Genomic DNA, 16,802 nt, shown 5'->3' on the forward strand with positions numbered 1-16,802 from the left:
TTGCTCGGCCGCCATGAGGCCCCTGATGTCCCGACGAATTCCTCTGATCTTGGCCGCGCTACTGGCAGCACCACTTGCCCAGGCCGCACCCAGTGCGGATGCACGGCGGGAGATCGCCCAGTTGATCGCCAGCCTGGACGGCTCCCAGTGCCGGTTCCAGCGCAATGGCAGCTGGTATGACGGCGGCGATGCGCGCGCGCATCTGCAGCGCAAGTACGACTATCTGCTGAAGAAGGACATGGTGGACAGCGCCGAGCAGTTCATCGAGCGCGCCGCCAGCCAGAGCAGCATGAGCGGCAAACCCTATCGCATCCAGTGCCCGGGGCAGCCTGAACAGACCGCAGCCGCCTGGTTCGGTGCGCGCCTGCAGGCGCTGCGTCACCGCACGCCGTAGACATGGGCAGGGTGTAGAGTCGAGCCACGCTCGACTGCCCTGTCCGTTGCCCGGAGCCGCCGCCATGAACACCACGCCCAAGACACTGTCGCGTTCATTGAACGACCGCATGATCGCCGGCGTGATGGGTGGCATTGCCCATCGCTTCGGCTGGAATGCCACCCTCCTGCGGGTGGTCTACGTGCTGCTGTCGCTGGCCTCGGCGGCCTTCCCCGGCATCCTGGTCTACCTGATCCTGTGGCTGCTGATGCCGAACGAGGCCGATTGAACACCGCCTCCCGGCCTTGGCCGATCTGGCTGCGCGCGCTGCAGGTGCTGGGCGCGGTGTGGACCCTGCCCAACACCCTGATCGGCCTGATGGGTGGGTTGGCCGGCATGCTCGGCGGCGCGACATTGCGCTGGAGCCGGCGTGACTGCGCGCTGGTGTTCGACCGCTGGCCCTGGGGGCCGGGTGGGGCGATCACCTTGGGCAATGTGATCCTGCACACGGGCCACGATCTTGGCATTTCCTGCCGGACCTACGCGCATCAGGCGGGGTGGGGCGTGGAGCCGCTGATCCGGCTGGACGACCATGAGCGTGCGCATGTCTACCAGTACATGGTGCTGGGGCCGCTGTACCTGCCGGTGTACCTGCTGTGTGGCGGAGTGAGTGCGCGCAATCCGTTCGAGCGGGCGGCCGATCATTTCGCCCGGTTCGGGCAAGGCTGGTGGCCGTAGTTTCCAGCCAACGGCACAGCCCCTCGTGGCTTGGTCGCGGAATGCCTGCTTCCTGGGGGCTGGCCGGGTGGGTGGGGCCAGCGCGGACGCCGTGACCCCATCCATGGGGGCTTGGCCGCGGCTTGCACGTGTGCGCTGTCCTGCGCACACGGCAAGACCGGGGTTGGGCGTCCTGCCCAACCCGTCGGGCGCATGCGCCCGACCCAAGCCGCGGATACCCGCCACCCCCACCCACCCGGCCGCTGACAGATTCCGTGCGCGTCCAGCCACGGAAGAGATAAAGAACAGCAGAAGCGGGTCGCGCGCTGCGCTTGCTCGTGTAGAGCCGAGCCTGCGCTCGGCTTCGCGGACTGGCCTGAAAGCAGCCGAGCGTGGGCTCGGCTCTACAAAAAGCGGCCAGCCAAGCTGTTTTTGCTTTTGATCTTCTTTTTTCTTTTCCGTGGCTGGACGTGCCCGAAAAACTGTCAGGGGCCGGGCGGGGTGGGTGCGCGGGACCGTTGGCGCCATGGATGGCGCCATCGAGCCCCCAGGGACGGGTTCACGGCGTGTCCCGCGCACCCACCTCGCCCGGCCCAATCACATCAAACGCGTTACACGACCACCCACGAGGGGCTGCGCCGTTGGCGGGAATCCCCCACGGATTCGTTAGCCGGAAGTTAAGGATCCGTAAGCATTCTGCTGCGATCCCGCAGTCATCTGCATGCAACCGATCGTCATTAGCCTTCGTGACGTTCCAGTCAGGTTCGACGCGGTAAGCTCTCCCCCGATGAGCTCGCAGCATCGCTCATCGAGTGCAGTACGCAGTAGCAATTTGGAGGAATACATCACATGGCAATCGTTCTTTATGTCGGTGGTAGCAAGGATGGCGAGAAGGGCGTGGTGCCCTACGGCTTCAGCAAATCCCGCGCCGACACCGCGCTGGGGCCGGAGTTCTACACGGAGCGGTTCATGGAACTGCAGGGTGTCGGCAAGGTTCGCCTGATGGCCCTGGAAGGCATGCGTGACGAGATCGTCATGCAGCGCGCTGCCCGCCACTACCGCTGACCTTCGCAACACGCGGCAGGGCGCGCCCACCATCGCGCGCCCGCGCCGGCATCCCAGCCCCGGGCCAGTCCGGGCCCGCTCTTTGCCAGGATGCCGGCGTCCACTCCGGCTACGCCGCTGAACCCCGTCCCCTGTCAATGCCTTGTCCGGCTCCGTCGTCGGTTGCCAGAATGGGGTCTTCCCGTAACGCGGCTCAGACCTGAAGCAATGCACGACGCCAAGAACGCCCAGAGCGCGCTCGCCCAGCAGATCGCCCAGACCATCGCCGACGAGATCGGTGCCCAGTCCGCCCAGGTACGCGCCGCCGTCGGCCTGCTCGACGAGGGCGCCAGCGTTCCGTTCATCGCACGCTACCGCAAGGAAGTGACCGGTGGCCTGGACGACACCCAGCTGCGCAACCTGGAAACCCGGCTGACCTACCTGCGCGAGCTGGAGGACCGCCGTGCGGCGGTGCTGGCCAGCATCGGCGAGCAGGGCAAGCTCAGCGACGAGCTGCGCAATGACATCCTGGCCGCCGATACCAAGAGCCGGCTGGAAGACCTGTACCTGCCGTACAAGCCCAAGCGCCGTACCCGCGCCCAGATCGCCCGCGAGGCCGGTCTGGAGCCGCTGGCCGATGGCCTGCTGGCCGATCCGACGCAGGACCCGCAGACGTTCGCGGCCACCTTCGTCGATACCGACAAGGGTGTGGCCGACACCAAGGCCGCGTTGGAAGGCGCCCGCGCGATCCTGATGGAGCGCTGGGGCGAAGATGCCGCGTTGGTTGGCGAGCTGCGCACCTGGCTGGGCGAGACCGGCGTGATCCGTGCCCGCGTGGCCGAGGGCAAGGAAACCGAAGGCGCCAAGTACCGCGACTATTTCGAACACGCCGAATCTCTGGCGAAGATTCCCTCGCACCGGTTGCTGGCGCTGTTCCGCGCGCGCCGCGAAGAGATCCTGTTCCTGGAACTGGACCCGGGCAGCGATGCCGAAGCGGGCCACCAGTACGCCGAGGCTCGGGTGGCACGCAAGGCCGGTATCGCCGACCAGGGTCGTGCTGCCGACCGCTGGCTGCTGGATGCCTGCCGCCTGACCTGGCGCGCCAAGCTGCACACCCATCTTCTGCTGGACCTGTTCAACCAGGCCCGCGAAAAGGCCGAAGCCGAAGCCATCGCGGTGTTCGGCGACAACCTGAAGGACCTGCTGCTGGCCGCACCGGCCGGCCCGAAGACTGTGCTGGGCCTGGACCCTGGCATCCGTACTGGCTGCAAAATTGCCGTGGTCGATGCCACCGGCAAGCTGGTCGCCACCGACACCATCTACCCGCACGAACCGCGCCGTCAGTGGGAGCAGTCGGTGCAGACGATCAAGCAGCTGTGCGCCAAGCACAACGTGGAGCTGATCGCGATCGGCAATGGCACCGCCAGCCGCGAAACCGACAAGCTGGCCGGCGAAGCGATCAAGGCTGCCGCCAACCCGAAGCTGCAGAAGGTCGTGGTCAGCGAGGCGGGCGCCTCGGTGTACTCGGCCTCCGAGTTCGCGGCCAAGGAGTTCCCGGGGCTGGACGTGTCGCTGCGTGGCGCGGTATCGATCGCTCGTCGCCTGCAGGACCCGCTGGCCGAACTGGTCAAGATCGAACCCAAGGCGATCGGTGTCGGCCAGTACCAGCACGACGTGGACCAGTACCGCCTGGCGCGGGCGCTGGACGCGCGCGTGGAGGACTGCGTGAACGCGGTCGGCGTGTATGTCAACACCGCCTCGGCCGCGCTGCTGTCGCGGGTGTCCGGCCTGTCGGCCACGGTGGCCGAGAACATCGTGCGCCATCGTGACGACAACGGCCCGTTCAAGCGCCGCAAGGATCTGCTGAAGGTCGCGCGCCTGGGCGAGAAGACCTTCGAACAGTGCGCCGGCTTCCTGCGCATCGCCGACGGCGACCAGCCGCTGGATGCTTCGGCGGTGCACCCCGAAGCCTATCCGGTGGTCGAGCGCATCGTGGCCAGCACCGCACGCCCGATCAAGGCGCTGATCGGTGATGGCAGCTTCCTGCGTGGCCTGAAGGCCGAGCAGTTCACCGATGACACCTTCGGCTTGCCGACCGTGCGCGACATCCTGAAGGAACTGGAGAAGCCGGGCCGCGACCCGCGTCCGGAGTTCAAGGCGGCGCGCTTCGCCGAGGGCGTCGAGGACATCAAGGACCTGCGCGAGGGCATGGTGCTGGAGGGCGTGGTCAGCAACGTGGCCGCCTTCGGAGCCTTTGTCGATATCGGCGTGCACCAGGACGGCCTGATCCACATCTCGGCGCTCTCCGATACCTTCGTGAAGGACCCGCGCGACGTGGTCAAGGCCGGTGACATCGTCAAGGTGAAGGTGCTGGAGGTGGACGTGGCGCGCAAGCGCATCGCCCTGACCCGGCGCCTGGACGATACCCCGGGCCAGGCCACCAGCCGCCCGGGCCAGCGCGATGAGCGGGGCCAGGGCCAAGGGCCGCGCCGTGACGCTGGCGGCCAGAACCGTGGACCGAACCGCGGCCAGGGCGCTGGCGGCCGTCCGGCCCAGTCTGCGCCGCCGGCCAACAATGCCCTGGCCGAAGCCTTTGCCCGGGCCAAGCGCAGCTGAGGATCGTGCCCCCCGTCACGGTTGATCCGGGGCGGGGGGCTTGTCGGTTTTCCCCGTGATTGCGCACACTTGCGCCTGAGGGGGGCGTTTGGCCTCCCCGCTGTCGCTGGGGAGGACCATGACGCCAGCACGACCCGCCGTCTTCGTTGCAGGCCGCAGTGCTTCGCTGCGGTCGGCGCCTGCCCGTGCCGGCAGGGGACCGGAGTGATGCCGGGCCAGGGCACCCACGGCAATGGACTGCTGGAGCGCCGCCTGCAGGCGTTGGCTGAAGAGCGTCGCCGGCTGGCGATGATCATCGACGGTACCGCTGCGGGTACCTGGGAATGGAACGTGCAGACCGGCGAGATGCGGGTCAATGCGCGCTGGGCCGAGATTGTCGGTTATCGCCTGGATGAGCTGGAACCGATCTGCCAGAAGACGTTCCTGAAGCTGGTCCATCCCGATGACATTGCGCTGTCCGATGCAGCGCTGGACGACCATTTCGAAGGGCGCAGCGACAACTACGCCTGCCTGCTGCGCATGCGCCACAGGAACGGCCAGTGGATCTGGATCCAGGACCGTGGCCGGGTCTTTGAATGGGACGGGCAGGGCAAGCCGCTGTGGATGGCCGGTGCCCATGCCGATGTCACCGAACTGCAGCAGGCAAGGCAGGACGCGGCCGAGACCCGGCAGCGCCTGCAGGCCGTGGTCGATGCGTCCGATGAGGTGGCGGTGATCGCCACCGATACCGATGGCACCATCACCCTGTTCAACACGGGGGCGGAGCGCCTGCTGGGCTACAGCGCGGCGGAGGTGGTCGGCCAGCGCCGGCTCGACGCCTTCCACGATCCAGCCGAACTGAAAGCGTGGTTGCAGCCGCTGGCTGATGCTGATGGCAATCTTCCCGGCGTGTTCGAGGCGCTGAGCGCGCGTGCCGACGGGCAGACCTACTCGCGGCAGTGGACGCTGCTGCGCAAGGATGGCCAGTCACGCCAGGTACGCCTGTCGATCAGCCGCATGGAGAGTGCCGATGGAACGCGCATCGGCTACGTCGGCATGGCCATCGACATTACCGAGATCCTGCAGGCACGCGCCGAAGCACGACTTTCGGCAGAGAAGTTCGCTGGCGCGTTCACCTCCGCCGCACTGGGCATGGCACTGGTGTCGCTGGAAGGACGCTGGCTGGATGTCAACGACGCGCTGTGCCGGATACTGGGCTACCCGCGAGAAGAGCTGCTGCAGGTCGATTTCCAGCGCCTGACCCATCCCGATGACCTGCAGACCGACCTGGCCCTGGTACAGGACCTGTTGGCCGGGCGACGCAGCCACTATCACCTGGAAAAGCGCTACCTCGACCGCGACGGCCGCATCATCTGGGCGCGGCTGTCGGTGTCGCTGGTGCGCAACGAGCATGGCGAACCGCTGCATTTCGTGTCGCAGATCCAGGACATCACCGCCCAGCGCAGCAGCGAGCAGCGCCTGTTCGAGAGTGAACAACGCAGCCGAATCACGCTGGATGCGGTGGCCGACCTGGTGCTCAGCGTCAGCCTTGATGGCCGCATCGACTACGCCAACGCGGCTGCGGTGCGCACCCTGGCCGGTGATGGCGCATTGTCGCTGGCCGGGCACAAGGTTCAGGACGTGCTGGCGCTGACCACCGAGTACGCGCCCGGTTCGGTACTGGATGTGACGGTGCTGCTGGACCCGGAGAGCAACGCGGTGGACCTGCACGCCGACCTGCTGCTGCGCCTGGGCACGGCAACGGTGCCGGTGGACCTGACCCGCGCCTGGCTGCGCGATGACGAAGGCCACGTGCGCGGCGCGGTGTGGGTGCTGCGCGACGACACCCAGCAGCGGGCACGCCAGCGCGAAGCCCGCCACCTGGCCGAGATCGATCCGCTCACCGAACTGAGCAACCGCCGCGGTTTCGAGGTACACCTGCAGCAGGCGATCACCCGCGTGGAGCGCACCGGCCAGGCTGCCTCGCTGATGTACATCGATCTGGACCGCTTCAAGCCGGTCAACGACACCTGGGGCCATCTGGCCGGCGATGCCGTGCTATGGGCGGTGGCCAGCGTGCTGCGCCATGGCGTGCGCGATTCGGACGTGGTGGCGCGGTTGGGCGGTGATGAATTCGCGGTCATCCTGTCCGGTTGCACGCCGCGGCGTGCGGCCCGCATCGGGGGCGAGCTGCTGCACACCCTGGCCGCGCTGTCCATTCCGTGGGACCAGGACCGGCTGCGGATCGGTGCCAGCATCGGTATCGCGCCGCTGGCCGGCGGCATGAGCGTGGACCAGGCGGTGGCTGCGGCCGATGCCCAGTGCTACCGGGCCAAGGCGATGGGGCGCAACAACGTGCAGGTGCAGGGCGAGTTGTCCCAGCTTCCGGGTGACGATCCCGACGCCGCGGAGGACTGATCTCAGCCTGTGAGAGGACGCGCGCGAATACTGCGCGCACTCCACTCACGCAGGTAACCTCCATGAATGCCTGGAACCCGGTTGCGGTACGCAAGTTCATTCCGGCCCTGATCGGCTGGTGCCTGGCGCTGGCCGCCTGTCTACGCGCCGAACAGCTGCGCGGCGACCTGCACGCAAGGGCGTTGTTGCCCGTGTTGCAGCAAGGTGCAGTCGCGCTGCTGGTCCTGAGCCTGTCCTGCACGGTTGCGGCCTGTCTGTTGCTGTGGCGGCATGGCCGCAGCGATCATGTGCATCCCGCTGCAGGCACTACACCCGTACGGCATCCATCAGCAGGAACCGGCACGGCGCACACTGGAAGGCATTGATCTGTGGCACCAGGCGCTGGAAGTGTTCGCTGGCACAGTGCAGGTCGAGCGCGGCGCGGTCGGGCCACAGCTCGATGAAGATGAAGTGGCCCGGATCCTTCTGGTCGACGAACAGTTCATAGCCGAGGCAGCGCGGCTCGCGCAGCGTGCACGCCACCAGCTCCCGGTACAGGGGAAGCACGGTGTCCACCGCATCGGGATGGATGAAATCCTCGGCGATCACTTTCAGCATGTCGGCACCTGCGAATCGGGTCTTGCAGGATAGTGCCGGCGCATGGCCGGCACCTGTTCCCGTCAACGCAATACCGTGTCCGCACTGACCAGCCGCACGTCATGCATCTGATTGAGGTAGGCCTCGTAGTAGCCCTTGTGCGAGGCACCCACGATGGCCAGCATGCGTCTGCCAGGATGCTGGCTCAGCACGTCGCGGATGTTGGCGACCATGCGCAGGTTGCGGGTTTCCCAGTAACCGACGTACATCCGGCCGAACGCCTTGGAGGACGGCTCGACGAGCGTCGCGCCGAAGTCGCTCTGGTAGGCGGCCATCGCCGCCGCCGGGCTGTTGTAGTCCCGATACAGCGCCATGACACCGCCGGGCTTGTCCAGACCGGCCACGAGGCGTTCATCGGCCTCCCGCCGCGCGCGCGAGTGCGTATTGTTCCAGGCACCGGTGATGGCCGCGCTGGCCGCCGCTTCATCCTCGGCGGGCGTGGGCGAATCGGCCGTGTGGTCGTCCACGGCCCACAGGCGTTCCTGCCCGAGGCGGGCGGCGACCTCGGCGGCGATCAGGTGGGTTTCATTGCGGCGAACCAGGCCTTTTTCGAGGATCTCGACCAAGGCAGGTGTCAGTCCATCACCGCCTTTGCGCTCGGACGCAGGCAGGCGCAGCCACTGCACCTGCGCCGAGCCGCGTTCACCCGCTGCCAGGAACAATGCTGCGAGCCGACGACGCTGGGCGGGCGTCGGCTCGTCCGGCCAGGTCGCAAGCAGGTGCTCGGCCTGGGTGTTCGCCGTAGGCACGTCCAGTCCGGTCGCAGCCTGCGCAGCGGTGGTGTCGAAGCAGTAGGTGGCCACGCTCTCCGCATAGCGTGCCGGGTAGCGACGCATGAAATCGCACTGCAGGCCTGACAGGTCTTCGGTGGCGATCAGCTCGGGCTTCCAGGCGACCAGTCGCTGCAGCAACGGTTCAAGCAAGGCGGGCTGGAAGGACTTGGGCAGGCCGGACAAGTGGGGGGTGCCCAGTACCAGCACTTCGTTCGGGCGCCCGGCAGGCGGGCCCTTCAGCTGGTCGGGATGGAAGCTGGGGCGGTAGGTGGCGTCGGCAGCGAAGGCGCCGCTGCTGCACAGGCCCAGGATGAGGAAACTGGCCAGGCGTGGGAACATGCGATCTCCATGTCAGTGAGCGTCCTGCGGTTCGCTGCATGCTGGCCAGTTTCATCTACCACCGGATCTCCCGTTGGTCATGCAAACCTTTTCCGCTTGAACTGCATCCGCGTGCCGGGCAAGGCTATGCCCAGTGACGGCGACAACGCGCGACATATGCCCTGACGACACCCGGTGCCGAGCAGAACCTGCCCAGCCGGCGCCTGGCGAAACCGCTCGGCGGTGCCCCTGTCGCGCGTGAGCAGAATGTGAAGTGCATCGCGATTGTCTACCGCATCCCTGCAGCAGCATCTGAAGATGCGACGGACGTCGCGGAATCCGGCTAAAGCCACCGATCGCATCGCCGATATTCCCTCTGGATCCCGCTCAAGTCGCCCGCTGCAGGACCCCAGGCTGCCCCGACGGGCGGCCCGCGCTGTGTGTTCCGCCGCTCCCTATGCCGATCGCACCCGCACCAGACGTTCTTGCCAGCCGCTCGAGGGGTGCCTGCCGGTACCTGTAGTCCCAAGCAACTGAAGTTGCCGCCGGGCATCCCGCCCGTCGGGTCGCAACCGCTTACCGGACACCGAGGATCAGACAATGCTCATTCCAGGCTTTACGGCGGGCGCGCAGGCGCCAGCCGAGCTGCATACCCGTTGGTCACCGTGGCGCGCCCTGCTGGGCGCGCTGGCACCGCAGCACCGCAGCGGCGTCGAGGCGGCGGCCGATGGCCGTGCCGAGCTGGAGGCGCAGGTCGCGGCGCTGCACCGGGTCCAGGCGGTCATCGAGTTCGCCCTCGATGGCACCATCTTGCAGGCCAACGCGAACTTCCTGCAGGCGATGGGTTACCGGCTGGAGGAGATCCAGGGCAAGCATCATTCCCTGTTCGTCGACCCCGAGCAGGCGCGCAGCGCCGGATACCGTGACTTCTGGGCGCGGCTGGGTCGTGGCGAATATGACGCGGGCCAGTACCGGCGTTTTGGCAAGAACCAGCGCGAGATCTGGATCCAGGCCTCGTACAACCCGGTGCTGGACCGGCAGGGGCGTCCGTACAAGGTGGTCAAGTTCGCCACTGACATCACTGCGCAGAAGCTGCAGGCGGCCGACTCGGCCGGCCAGCTGGCGGCGATCGACAAGTCGCAGGCGGTGATCGAGTTCAGCATGGATGGCCGCATCCTGTCGGCCAACGACAACTTCCTGGCTGCCACCGGTTACAGCCTGGATGATGTGCGTGGCCAGCACCACTCGCTGTTCGTCGAACCTGAGTATCGCAGCAGTGCCGAGTATCGGCAGTTCTGGGAAAAGCTCGGCCGTGGCGAATATGATGCCGGCCAGTACCGGCGCCTCGGCAAGGGCGGACGCGAGGTCTGGATCCAAGCGTCCTACAACCCGATCCTGGACCTCAACGGGAAGCCGTTCAAGGTGGTCAAGTACGCCACCGACATCACCGCGCAGGTGCATGAGAACCAGGCCATGCAGCGTGCCGTGGCGCAGACCCGTGAAGTGGTGGCGGCCGCCAAGGAAGGCGACCTGACCCGGCGCGTGGCCACCGCCGACAAGAACGGGCCGATCGCCGAGCTGTGCGAAGGGGTGAATTCGCTGGTCGAGGCGATGGCCGCGATCATCGGCCAGATCAAGTTCGCCGCTGACACCATCGCCGTCGGCGCCACCGAGATCGCGCAGGGCAACAGCGATCTGTCGCAGCGCACCGAGCAGCAGGCAGCGTCGCTGGAGGAGACCGCGGTGTCGATGAAGGGCCTGGCCGAGACCGTGCAGCGCACCGCGACCAACGCACGGCAGGCCAGTCAGCTGGCCGGTGGTGCCGCCGATGTCGCCGCGCGCGGCGGTAACGTAGTGCACGAAGTGGTGGAAACCATGGCGGTGATCAACGCGTCCTCGCGCCGCATCGTCGACATCATCGGCGTGATCGACGGCATCGCCTTCCAGACCAACATCCTTGCCCTGAACGCCGCGGTGGAAGCCGCGCGTGCGGGCGAACACGGGCGTGGCTTCGCCGTGGTCGCCACCGAGATCCGGGAACTGTCGCAGCGCTCGGCCAGTGCCGCCAAGGAGATCAAGCAACTGATCGATGCGTCGGTGGCCAATGTCGGTGCCGGTACCGCGCAGGTTGAGAGCGCCGGCCGCACCATGGACGAGATCGTGGTCAACGTGCGCCGGGTCAGCGACCTGATGTCCGAGATCAGCACGGCCGCGCAGCAGCAGAGCGACGACATCCAGCAGATGAACCATGCCGTCGATCTGATCGACCAGGGCACCCAGCAGAACGCCGCGCTGGTCGAGGAAGCTTCGGCCGCGGCGCGCAGCATGGAAGAACAGTCGGCGCAGCTGCTGCAGACGGTGGCCAGCTTCCGCGTGCAGGGTGGGGCGGGGCACATGCATGGTGCGGCGGTGCTGCGCGCGGTCTAGGCGCGGCGGTCGGCGTGTTGTTCCCCGGCCTCGACGGCCGGGGCGGCGTGCACGCAGTTGCGGCCGGCATGCTTGGCCCGGTACAGGGCCTGGTCGGCACGCTCGACCAGGCTGCGCGGGTCACCCTCATCATGCGCGGCCTGCCAGGCCACGCCGATGCTGATGGTCACGTGGGCCTGGGCGGCGGGCAGGGCGGCGGCTTCCACGGCGGCGCGCAGGCGCTCGCCCAGGCCCAGGGCGTGGCCGATGTCGGGCGCGGGCAGGGCGGCGATGAACTCCTCGCCGCCGTAGCGGGCCAGCAGGTCATCACCGCGTTGCAGGCAGCCGTCGAGGATCGCGGCGACCGCCTGCAGGCGGCGATCACCTTCCGGATGCCCGTAGGTGTCGTTGAGTCGCTTGAAGTGGTCGATATCGATCATCAGCACCGCCAGCCCCACGCCCTGGCGACGGGCGCGGCCGTGCGCGCTGCCGAGCGCTTCATCGAAGTTGCGCCGGTTGCCGAGCCCGGTCAACGGATCGCGCCGGGCCAGCAGCGCCAGCTCGTCGCGCTCACGCTGGATCTGCACCTGGGTGAGCACGCTGCGCAGGGCATGGCCGAGCATGGCACCGATGAACCCCACGGTGGCCAGGGTCGGCTGCAGGCGTGCCACCAGCAGCGCCACCATTATCAGCAGCAACGGCAGCATCAGCGGCACGCCGGCATCGACGATGCGGCGGAGGTTGCGCGGCACAGCCACCGCCGGTGGGCGGTACGTGCTGCCGGCCAGCACTGCCAGCAGCACGAAGAGCCCGCTGATCAGCAGGTCGCCCCAGCCACCATCGGGTACCTGCGGCTGCCAGGTATTGATGTAGAGCGCCATCAGGAAGTAGCCGAGCGCGTAGATCGTCAACGTGCGGAAGAAGTCGCGGCGGTCGGCATTGTCCTCGGCCAGGAAGCGGATCAGCGCGAAGCAGAACACCAGGCTGTTCTGCACGTTGCTCAGGGTGTGCAGGCATTGCGTCCACAATGCGGTGTTGAGGTGTGCCATCGCCCGCGTATGCACGAAGTACAGCAACCACAGCAGCGCGATGACCGCCAGGTCCACCGCACGGATACAGCGGTTGCCGCCGCCTGGGCTGGCGGCAACGTAGGTCAGCGGAATCCGGTAGAACACATACAGGATCAGCGACGAGGCGGTCATCTGCGCAGGGCTGAGGCCGGCCACATTGCGATACAGCAGGGCCAGCAGGGCCAGCGAGAACAGGCCGACGGCAGCGCCCAGCGTTCGCCACTTGCAGGCCGCCTGGCTGTCGCGCGCGCGTCGCACGCAGGCCAGAGCGGCCAGAAGGGGGGCGGTGATCAGCATCAGGTAGGAGCCAACCGGGTCCTGCGGGCCGATCAAGGCAATGACGAGCGCGTGCGTGACCATGAAAAACAGTGCCGCACGCAACGTCATGCATTCCCCCGCCCCCAGATCCGGCTGGGATCACGATAGGCAGAAGTAGGTGAGGCTGGCAAGAAAAGTGTGCGCTAGTGCTATTCGCAACCTTGTCGACTGTCACATTTTCGTTTCAGCGGGGTGACACGACGGCGTTGACGTGGGCGTACGTCCAGAAGTCGCGGGGCTGCCCCCGCACGTGGCGATGGGCGCGCAGTATGTCGGCAAGCGTGGGAGGGGCATGCTGGGGCATCCTCGCCAGTGCCGGCGCTCCGGCCCGGGAAATGCAAAAGGCCAGGTCATGGACCTGGCCTTTGATGCAGTGGTGCCGGTGAAAGGACTCGAACCTTCATGGGGTCACCCCCGGCTGATTTTGAGTCAGCTGCGTATACCATTCCGCCACACCGGCAGGCAGCATGCGAGTGTAACCGAGGTCGGCAGGAGATGCCTAGTAGGAGAGCCTATCAGGGCGGTTCCTGTCGGCATTGGCCCCTTGGTAGCTATACTCCCGACGTGCAATTGCCTCCAGGAGCGGTAGCTGATGACAGTGTTGCAGGACCTGAGGGTGCTGGTGGTCGAGAACGACGAGATGAGTGCGGCCCTGCTGCAGATGCAGCTGGTGCATGCCGGTGCGACTGTGGTCGGGCTTGCCGCGAGTGTGTCCGAGGCCCTGCGGCTGCTGGAGCAGAGCACTCCTGACGTGGCCCTGCTGGATTACCGGCTGGCCCGCAACGAGACCAGTGAACCAGTGGCTGCAGCGCTTTCGGCGCGTGGCATTCCGTTCGTGCTGGCCACCGGGATGCTGGCCGAGCAGCTGCCTGCGCCGATGCTGGCCGGCCTGTTGCTGGTCAAGCCGTACCTGTCGGCCGATCTGTCGCGGGCGCTGGCGCGTGCGGTGGGACGCTCCAGCGCCAAGGCCTGAGCCGCTCGCCACGCACCGGCGGGGGGAAGCTGCGGGGGGCTGAATCCTCACGTCTGCGATGTGCGGCGGCAACCCCTGATCCAGGAGCCCTGCCCACGCGCGGTTTTTCATTCGCGTCCGGCGCTCAGCCCGCTTCCTCGTACACGTAACGGATTTCCTCGCGGTCATCGAGGATGCGGTACTGGCGCGCCAGATCATCCGGTTCGGGGTTGAGCCAGGCGTCCAGGTGTTCCCTGCGGATCGGTACCACGCCGCGGTCATGCCCGGCAGCGGCGACGTCGCTGGGCGGTGTGTCGGTGATCGTGGCAAACGAAAGCAGGCGGCCTTCCGGTCCTTCCCATTCTGCCCAGAGGCAGGCCAGCAGCAGGTCGCGGGGTGGATCGGGGCGGAATTCGAGCACCACGTCCTGCTCCTTTTCGTCGGCATCGAGGCTGCGGCCGGCGATGGCGTGGCGGGGCACGTGCTCGTAGAACGCCTGCACCACCACCACGCCGTGGCGCAGTCCGAACGCACCCCGCCAGTAACCTTCCAGGCTGTCGCGCCGCGCGTTGTAGGTGCCGGGGTACAGCACGTCGTTGCGCGCCGGCTTGTCCGGCAACCGGCACTGGTAGCGCATCGGCTTGATCACGCGCCGGCCGTTCTCGCTGACCATCACCGGCGCGTAGGTGCCGGGGAAAATGCGGTTGTCGCGCGGCAGCAGCTGCACCCGATGCAGGTCGTCCAGCCGGGCCTGCGCGCGCTCGATGCGGTTGCCGGCCACGCGCAGGTCATTGCGCGCTTTCTGCGTGGGCCGGGTGGCCAGCGTGGCATGGGCAATATCGCGTCGTTCGCGCTGCCGGACCAGTTCAGCCTCCAGCGCCTGCTGCTCCTGCGCATGCCATTGCTGGATCTTCGCCACGATGTCCCGGCCCTGTTCGGTACGCGCACCGGCGAACCCGTCATCCATCGCCTTCGGCGTCTTCGGCCGCTTCTTGCCTGGATCGTGTGCGTACAGTTCGGCGAACTCTTCCAGCGACAGGATGGCGCCGAACTCGCGTACCAGCTTGGCGTAGTCAGCGCGGATCAGGGCGGAATAGCACATGGGACTCTGGGGGCCTGGGTCGCAGCGGCTGCGACGTGGATGCGGCAGGATAGCCCGACCCATCTGGAGATGCCGCATGACTGATTCCATCACCTGCCAGTTCCGCGAAGCCGTGCCCACGGTCGAGGACTACTGCCGGTTGCGCGTGCTTGCAGGCCTCAGTGCCAAGGCCCGGGAAGCGGCCGCCCGCGCGCTGCCCAATACGCTGTTCGGCGTGTGTGCCTACCAGGGCACTGAGCTGGTGGCGATGGGCCGTATCGTCGGCGATGGCGGCTGCCACCTGCAGATCTGTGATATCGCGGTGCTGCCGCGGTTGCAGGGGCAGGGCCTGGGCAAGGAAGTGATGCGGCGCCTGGATGGCTGGATGCAGGCCAACCTGCCGCCATCGGCGTACGTCAGCCTGCTGGCCGATGGCGAGGCGCATCGGTTGTACGCACAGTTTGGTTTCGCGCCCACGGCACCGGCATCGATCGGGATGTATCGGCGGTTCTGAGCCGTAATCGGGGTGAAGCCATCCACACCATGCGTGGATAGGGCCTTCCCAGGAATCACAGGTAAAGAAAAACCCCGACCGGAGTCGGGGTTTTCAAGAATTGGCGTCCCCACGGGGATTCGAACCCCGGTCGCCACCGTGAAAGGGTGATGTCCTAGGCCTCTAGACGATGGGGACGCACGAAAACTTCAAGTTGTAGATCCTTCGACGGCCTAATGTCGAAGTGGTGGAGCCAAGCGGGATCGAACCGCTGACCTCCTGCATGCCATGCAGGCGCTCTCCCAGCTGAGCTATGGCCCCATGAAACTCCGGATGATCTGCCGGGAGCAGAGTCCGTTTTGAAACTGGCGTCCCCACGGGGATTCGAACCCCGGTCGCCACCGTGAAAGGGTGATGTCCTAGGCCTCTAGACGATGGGGACGCACGAAAAACTTCAAGTTGTAGAACCTTCGACGGCCTAATGTCGAAAGTGGTGGAGCCAAGCGGGATCGAACCGCTGACCTCCTGCATGCCATGCAGGCGCTCTCCCAGCTGAGCTATGGCCCCGTGTTACCGAGCCGCCTATCATACCTGCGTGTTCACGTTTGTGGAAGTTTTTTTTGAACTTTTTTCGTTCCGGTTCGACCATCGCCACGAGGGCAGGGGAACCGCAACGCCACAACCTGAATGCCGGTAGGCGGTGAACAAAAAAGACCCGGTTATCGGCCGGGTCCTCGTTGTTCGTTATGAGTGGCGTCCCCACGGGGATTCGAACCCCGGTCGCCACCGTGAAAGGGTGATGTCCTAGGCCTCTAGACGATGGGGACGCAATTCTCATCAATGTTCTTTAGCGACCTTTCGACGGCCTAATGCCGAAAGATTGGTGGAGCCAAGCGGGATCGAACCGCTGACCTCCTGCATGCCATGCAGGCGCTCTCCCAGCTGAGCTATGGCCCCACGTCGCTGAGGAGCGAAATAATAGCCTTGCCCCCGGGGGTTGGCAAGCATTTGTTGCACTTTTCTTCACGCGCGTTGCTATGCCGCGTCGTCGGTCAGCGCCGCCAGGATCGGGCACTGATCCAGCGTGCCGTGGCCGGGGCAGGCGTCGACCAGCTGAGAAAGCGCGGTGTGCATGCGCTGCAGTTCGGCCATGCGTTGTGCAATGTCCTGCAGTCGGGCCTGCGTCGTGTCGCGCACACTGCCCATGTCCTGTGAGTGGCGGTCACTGAGCGCCAGCAGTTCGGCGATTTCTTCCAGGCTGAAGCCCAGCGTCTTGGCGCGGCGGATGAAGCGCAGCCGGCGCAGGTCCTGCTCACCGAAGATGCGGTAGCCCCCGGCCGAGCGTGCCGCCGTGGGCAGCAACTGCTGGCGTTCGTAGTAGCGCACCGTATCGATCGGCACGCCGGCCTGGCGTGCCAGTTGACCAATGTTCATGGCGGATTCCTGCGGATGCTGCCGCTCATTGTGAAGCCTTGAGTCTGGTCCAGGGTCAAGGTCCCGTCGCTGACGGCGCATTCAGCGCACTTTGCAACTTTCTTCATAGCCCCACCGTCGTGGCAGTTCCTACCCTGCGCCTGAACCGGCCGCTGGACGGCCTGCAACGAACCG

General features: G+C 66.6%; 15 protein-coding genes and 7 tRNA genes. 10 read left to right on the forward strand and 12 right to left on the reverse strand.

The window, feature by feature from the left end; translation table 11 throughout:
• Positions 1-25: 25 nt before the first annotated feature.
• The 7 genes from VG566_RS08015 (at position 26) to VG566_RS08045 (ending at position 7,512) form a co-directional block, all read left to right on the forward strand.
• Entirely contained in the window at positions 26-394 is a 369-nt protein-coding gene (locus tag VG566_RS08015; RefSeq protein ID WP_241884520.1) for a YfeK family protein, read from the forward strand.
• A gap of 64 nt (positions 395-458) precedes the next feature.
• On the forward strand, positions 459-662 hold the full coding sequence (locus VG566_RS08020; RefSeq protein WP_014647543.1) for a PspC domain-containing protein: 204 nt from the start codon (positions 459-461) through the stop codon (positions 660-662).
• Entirely contained in the window at positions 659-1,111 is a 453-nt protein-coding gene (locus VG566_RS08025) for a hypothetical protein (RefSeq protein WP_046431279.1), read from the forward strand. The genes VG566_RS08020 and VG566_RS08025 overlap by 4 nt, the downstream gene beginning before the upstream one ends.
• 828 nt (positions 1,112-1,939) lie before the next feature.
• A complete protein-coding gene (locus tag VG566_RS08030; protein ID WP_005410085.1) occupies positions 1,940-2,155 on the forward strand; it encodes a hypothetical protein in 216 nt (71 codons plus the stop codon).
• A 207-nt stretch (positions 2,156-2,362) separates the two neighbouring features.
• Positions 2,363-4,750, forward strand: a complete 2,388-nt coding sequence (locus VG566_RS08035; RefSeq protein ID WP_241884518.1) for a Tex family protein — start codon at positions 2,363-2,365, stop codon at positions 4,748-4,750.
• A 207-nt stretch (positions 4,751-4,957) separates the two neighbouring features.
• Positions 4,958-7,147, forward strand: a complete 2,190-nt coding sequence (locus tag VG566_RS08040) for a PAS domain S-box protein (RefSeq protein ID WP_014647539.1) — start codon at positions 4,958-4,960, stop codon at positions 7,145-7,147.
• A gap of 62 nt (positions 7,148-7,209) precedes the next feature.
• Complete coding sequence (locus VG566_RS08045) at positions 7,210-7,512, forward strand: hypothetical protein (RefSeq protein WP_080052993.1); 303 nt, start codon at positions 7,210-7,212, stop codon at positions 7,510-7,512.
• On the opposite strand, the gene VG566_RS08050 is transcribed toward VG566_RS08045, so the two are convergent.
• Entirely contained in the window at positions 7,454-7,744 is a 291-nt protein-coding gene (locus VG566_RS08050; RefSeq protein ID WP_046431272.1) for a putative quinol monooxygenase, read from the reverse strand. The two genes, VG566_RS08045 and VG566_RS08050, sit on opposite strands and share 59 nt — an antisense overlap.
• 62 nt (positions 7,745-7,806) lie before the next feature.
• Complete coding sequence (locus VG566_RS08055; protein ID WP_241884516.1) at positions 7,807-8,895, reverse strand: DUF5694 domain-containing protein; 1,089 nt, start codon at positions 8,893-8,895, stop codon at positions 7,807-7,809.
• A 579-nt stretch (positions 8,896-9,474) separates the two neighbouring features.
• On the opposite strand from VG566_RS08055, the gene VG566_RS08060 reads away from it, so the two are divergent.
• Positions 9,475-11,301: a methyl-accepting chemotaxis protein gene (locus VG566_RS08060; protein ID WP_069118262.1), complete on the forward strand. Its 1,827-nt coding sequence runs from the start codon at positions 9,475-9,477 to the stop codon at positions 11,299-11,301.
• Here the strand turns inward: VG566_RS08060 and VG566_RS08065 are convergent.
• Both VG566_RS08065 and VG566_RS08070 read right to left on the reverse strand, forming a co-directional pair.
• The gene (locus tag VG566_RS08065; RefSeq protein ID WP_241884514.1) at positions 11,298-12,737 is read right to left on the reverse strand and encodes a GGDEF domain-containing protein; all 1,440 of its coding nucleotides are present in this window, start codon (positions 12,735-12,737) and stop codon (positions 11,298-11,300) included. The two genes, VG566_RS08060 and VG566_RS08065, sit on opposite strands and share 4 nt — an antisense overlap.
• Positions 12,738-13,042: 305 nt before the next feature.
• A tRNA-Leu gene (locus VG566_RS08070) sits at positions 13,043-13,128 on the reverse strand.
• A gap of 132 nt (positions 13,129-13,260) precedes the next feature.
• Here VG566_RS08070 and VG566_RS08075 point away from each other — a divergent pair.
• Positions 13,261-13,641, forward strand: coding sequence for a response regulator (locus tag VG566_RS08075; protein ID WP_032957303.1), 381 nt, complete (start codon positions 13,261-13,263; stop codon positions 13,639-13,641).
• Positions 13,642-13,765: 124 nt separating this feature from the next.
• On the opposite strand, the gene VG566_RS08080 is transcribed toward VG566_RS08075, so the two are convergent.
• The gene (locus tag VG566_RS08080) at positions 13,766-14,722 is read right to left on the reverse strand and encodes an SOS response-associated peptidase family protein (protein WP_197557357.1); all 957 of its coding nucleotides are present in this window, start codon (positions 14,720-14,722) and stop codon (positions 13,766-13,768) included.
• Positions 14,723-14,798: 76 nt separating this feature from the next.
• On the opposite strand from VG566_RS08080, the gene VG566_RS08085 reads away from it, so the two are divergent.
• Complete coding sequence (locus VG566_RS08085; RefSeq protein ID WP_032957300.1) at positions 14,799-15,215, forward strand: GNAT family N-acetyltransferase; 417 nt, start codon at positions 14,799-14,801, stop codon at positions 15,213-15,215.
• 101 nt (positions 15,216-15,316) lie between these two features.
• On the opposite strand, the gene VG566_RS08090 is transcribed toward VG566_RS08085, so the two are convergent.
• The 7 genes from VG566_RS08090 to VG566_RS08120 form a co-directional block, all read right to left on the reverse strand.
• Positions 15,317-15,392, reverse strand: a tRNA-Glu gene (locus VG566_RS08090).
• 47 nt (positions 15,393-15,439) lie between these two features.
• Positions 15,440-15,515, reverse strand: a tRNA-Ala gene (locus tag VG566_RS08095).
• Between the two features lie 45 nt (positions 15,516-15,560).
• A tRNA-Glu gene (locus tag VG566_RS08100) sits at positions 15,561-15,636 on the reverse strand.
• 49 nt (positions 15,637-15,685) lie between these two features.
• Positions 15,686-15,761 (reverse strand) — tRNA-Ala (locus VG566_RS08105).
• Positions 15,762-15,945: 184 nt separating this feature from the next.
• Positions 15,946-16,021, reverse strand: a tRNA-Glu gene (locus VG566_RS08110).
• Between the two features lie 54 nt (positions 16,022-16,075).
• Positions 16,076-16,151, reverse strand: a tRNA-Ala gene (locus tag VG566_RS08115).
• A 78-nt stretch (positions 16,152-16,229) separates the two neighbouring features.
• Entirely contained in the window at positions 16,230-16,628 is a 399-nt protein-coding gene (locus tag VG566_RS08120; RefSeq protein ID WP_241884513.1) for a heavy metal-responsive transcriptional regulator, read from the reverse strand.
• Positions 16,629-16,802 lie beyond the last annotated feature (174 nt).

This window comes from Stenotrophomonas sp. CASM114, from assembly GCF_049384325.1.
Classification (GTDB): domain Bacteria; phylum Pseudomonadota; class Gammaproteobacteria; order Xanthomonadales; family Xanthomonadaceae; genus Stenotrophomonas; species Stenotrophomonas muris.

Excerpts from the sequence above, each read along its gene's own strand:
- VG566_RS08015 (WP_241884520.1), top strand. The coding sequence starts at position 26 with ATGTCCCGACGAATTCCTCTGATCTTGGCCGCGCTACTGGCAGCACCA.
- VG566_RS08080 (WP_197557357.1), bottom strand. The coding sequence starts at position 14,722 with ATGTGCTATTCCGCCCTGATCCGCGCTGACTACGCCAAGCTGGTACGC.
- VG566_RS08035 (WP_241884518.1), top strand. The coding sequence starts at position 2,363 with ATGCACGACGCCAAGAACGCCCAGAGCGCGCTCGCCCAGCAGATCGCC.
- VG566_RS08075 (WP_032957303.1), top strand. The coding sequence starts at position 13,261 with ATGACAGTGTTGCAGGACCTGAGGGTGCTGGTGGTCGAGAACGACGAG.
- VG566_RS08045 (WP_080052993.1), top strand. The coding sequence starts at position 7,210 with ATGAATGCCTGGAACCCGGTTGCGGTACGCAAGTTCATTCCGGCCCTG.
- VG566_RS08030 (WP_005410085.1), top strand. The coding sequence starts at position 1,940 with ATGGCAATCGTTCTTTATGTCGGTGGTAGCAAGGATGGCGAGAAGGGC.
- VG566_RS08055 (WP_241884516.1), bottom strand. The coding sequence starts at position 8,895 with ATGTTCCCACGCCTGGCCAGTTTCCTCATCCTGGGCCTGTGCAGCAGC.
- VG566_RS08120 (WP_241884513.1), bottom strand. The coding sequence starts at position 16,628 with ATGAACATTGGTCAACTGGCACGCCAGGCCGGCGTGCCGATCGATACG.
- VG566_RS08040 (WP_014647539.1), top strand. The coding sequence starts at position 4,958 with ATGCCGGGCCAGGGCACCCACGGCAATGGACTGCTGGAGCGCCGCCTG.
- VG566_RS08060 (WP_069118262.1), top strand. The coding sequence starts at position 9,475 with ATGCTCATTCCAGGCTTTACGGCGGGCGCGCAGGCGCCAGCCGAGCTG.
- VG566_RS08050 (WP_046431272.1), bottom strand. The coding sequence starts at position 7,744 with ATGCTGAAAGTGATCGCCGAGGATTTCATCCATCCCGATGCGGTGGAC.
- VG566_RS08085 (WP_032957300.1), top strand. The coding sequence starts at position 14,799 with ATGACTGATTCCATCACCTGCCAGTTCCGCGAAGCCGTGCCCACGGTC.
- VG566_RS08020 (WP_014647543.1), top strand. The coding sequence starts at position 459 with ATGAACACCACGCCCAAGACACTGTCGCGTTCATTGAACGACCGCATG.
- VG566_RS08065 (WP_241884514.1), bottom strand. The coding sequence starts at position 12,737 with ATGACGTTGCGTGCGGCACTGTTTTTCATGGTCACGCACGCGCTCGTC.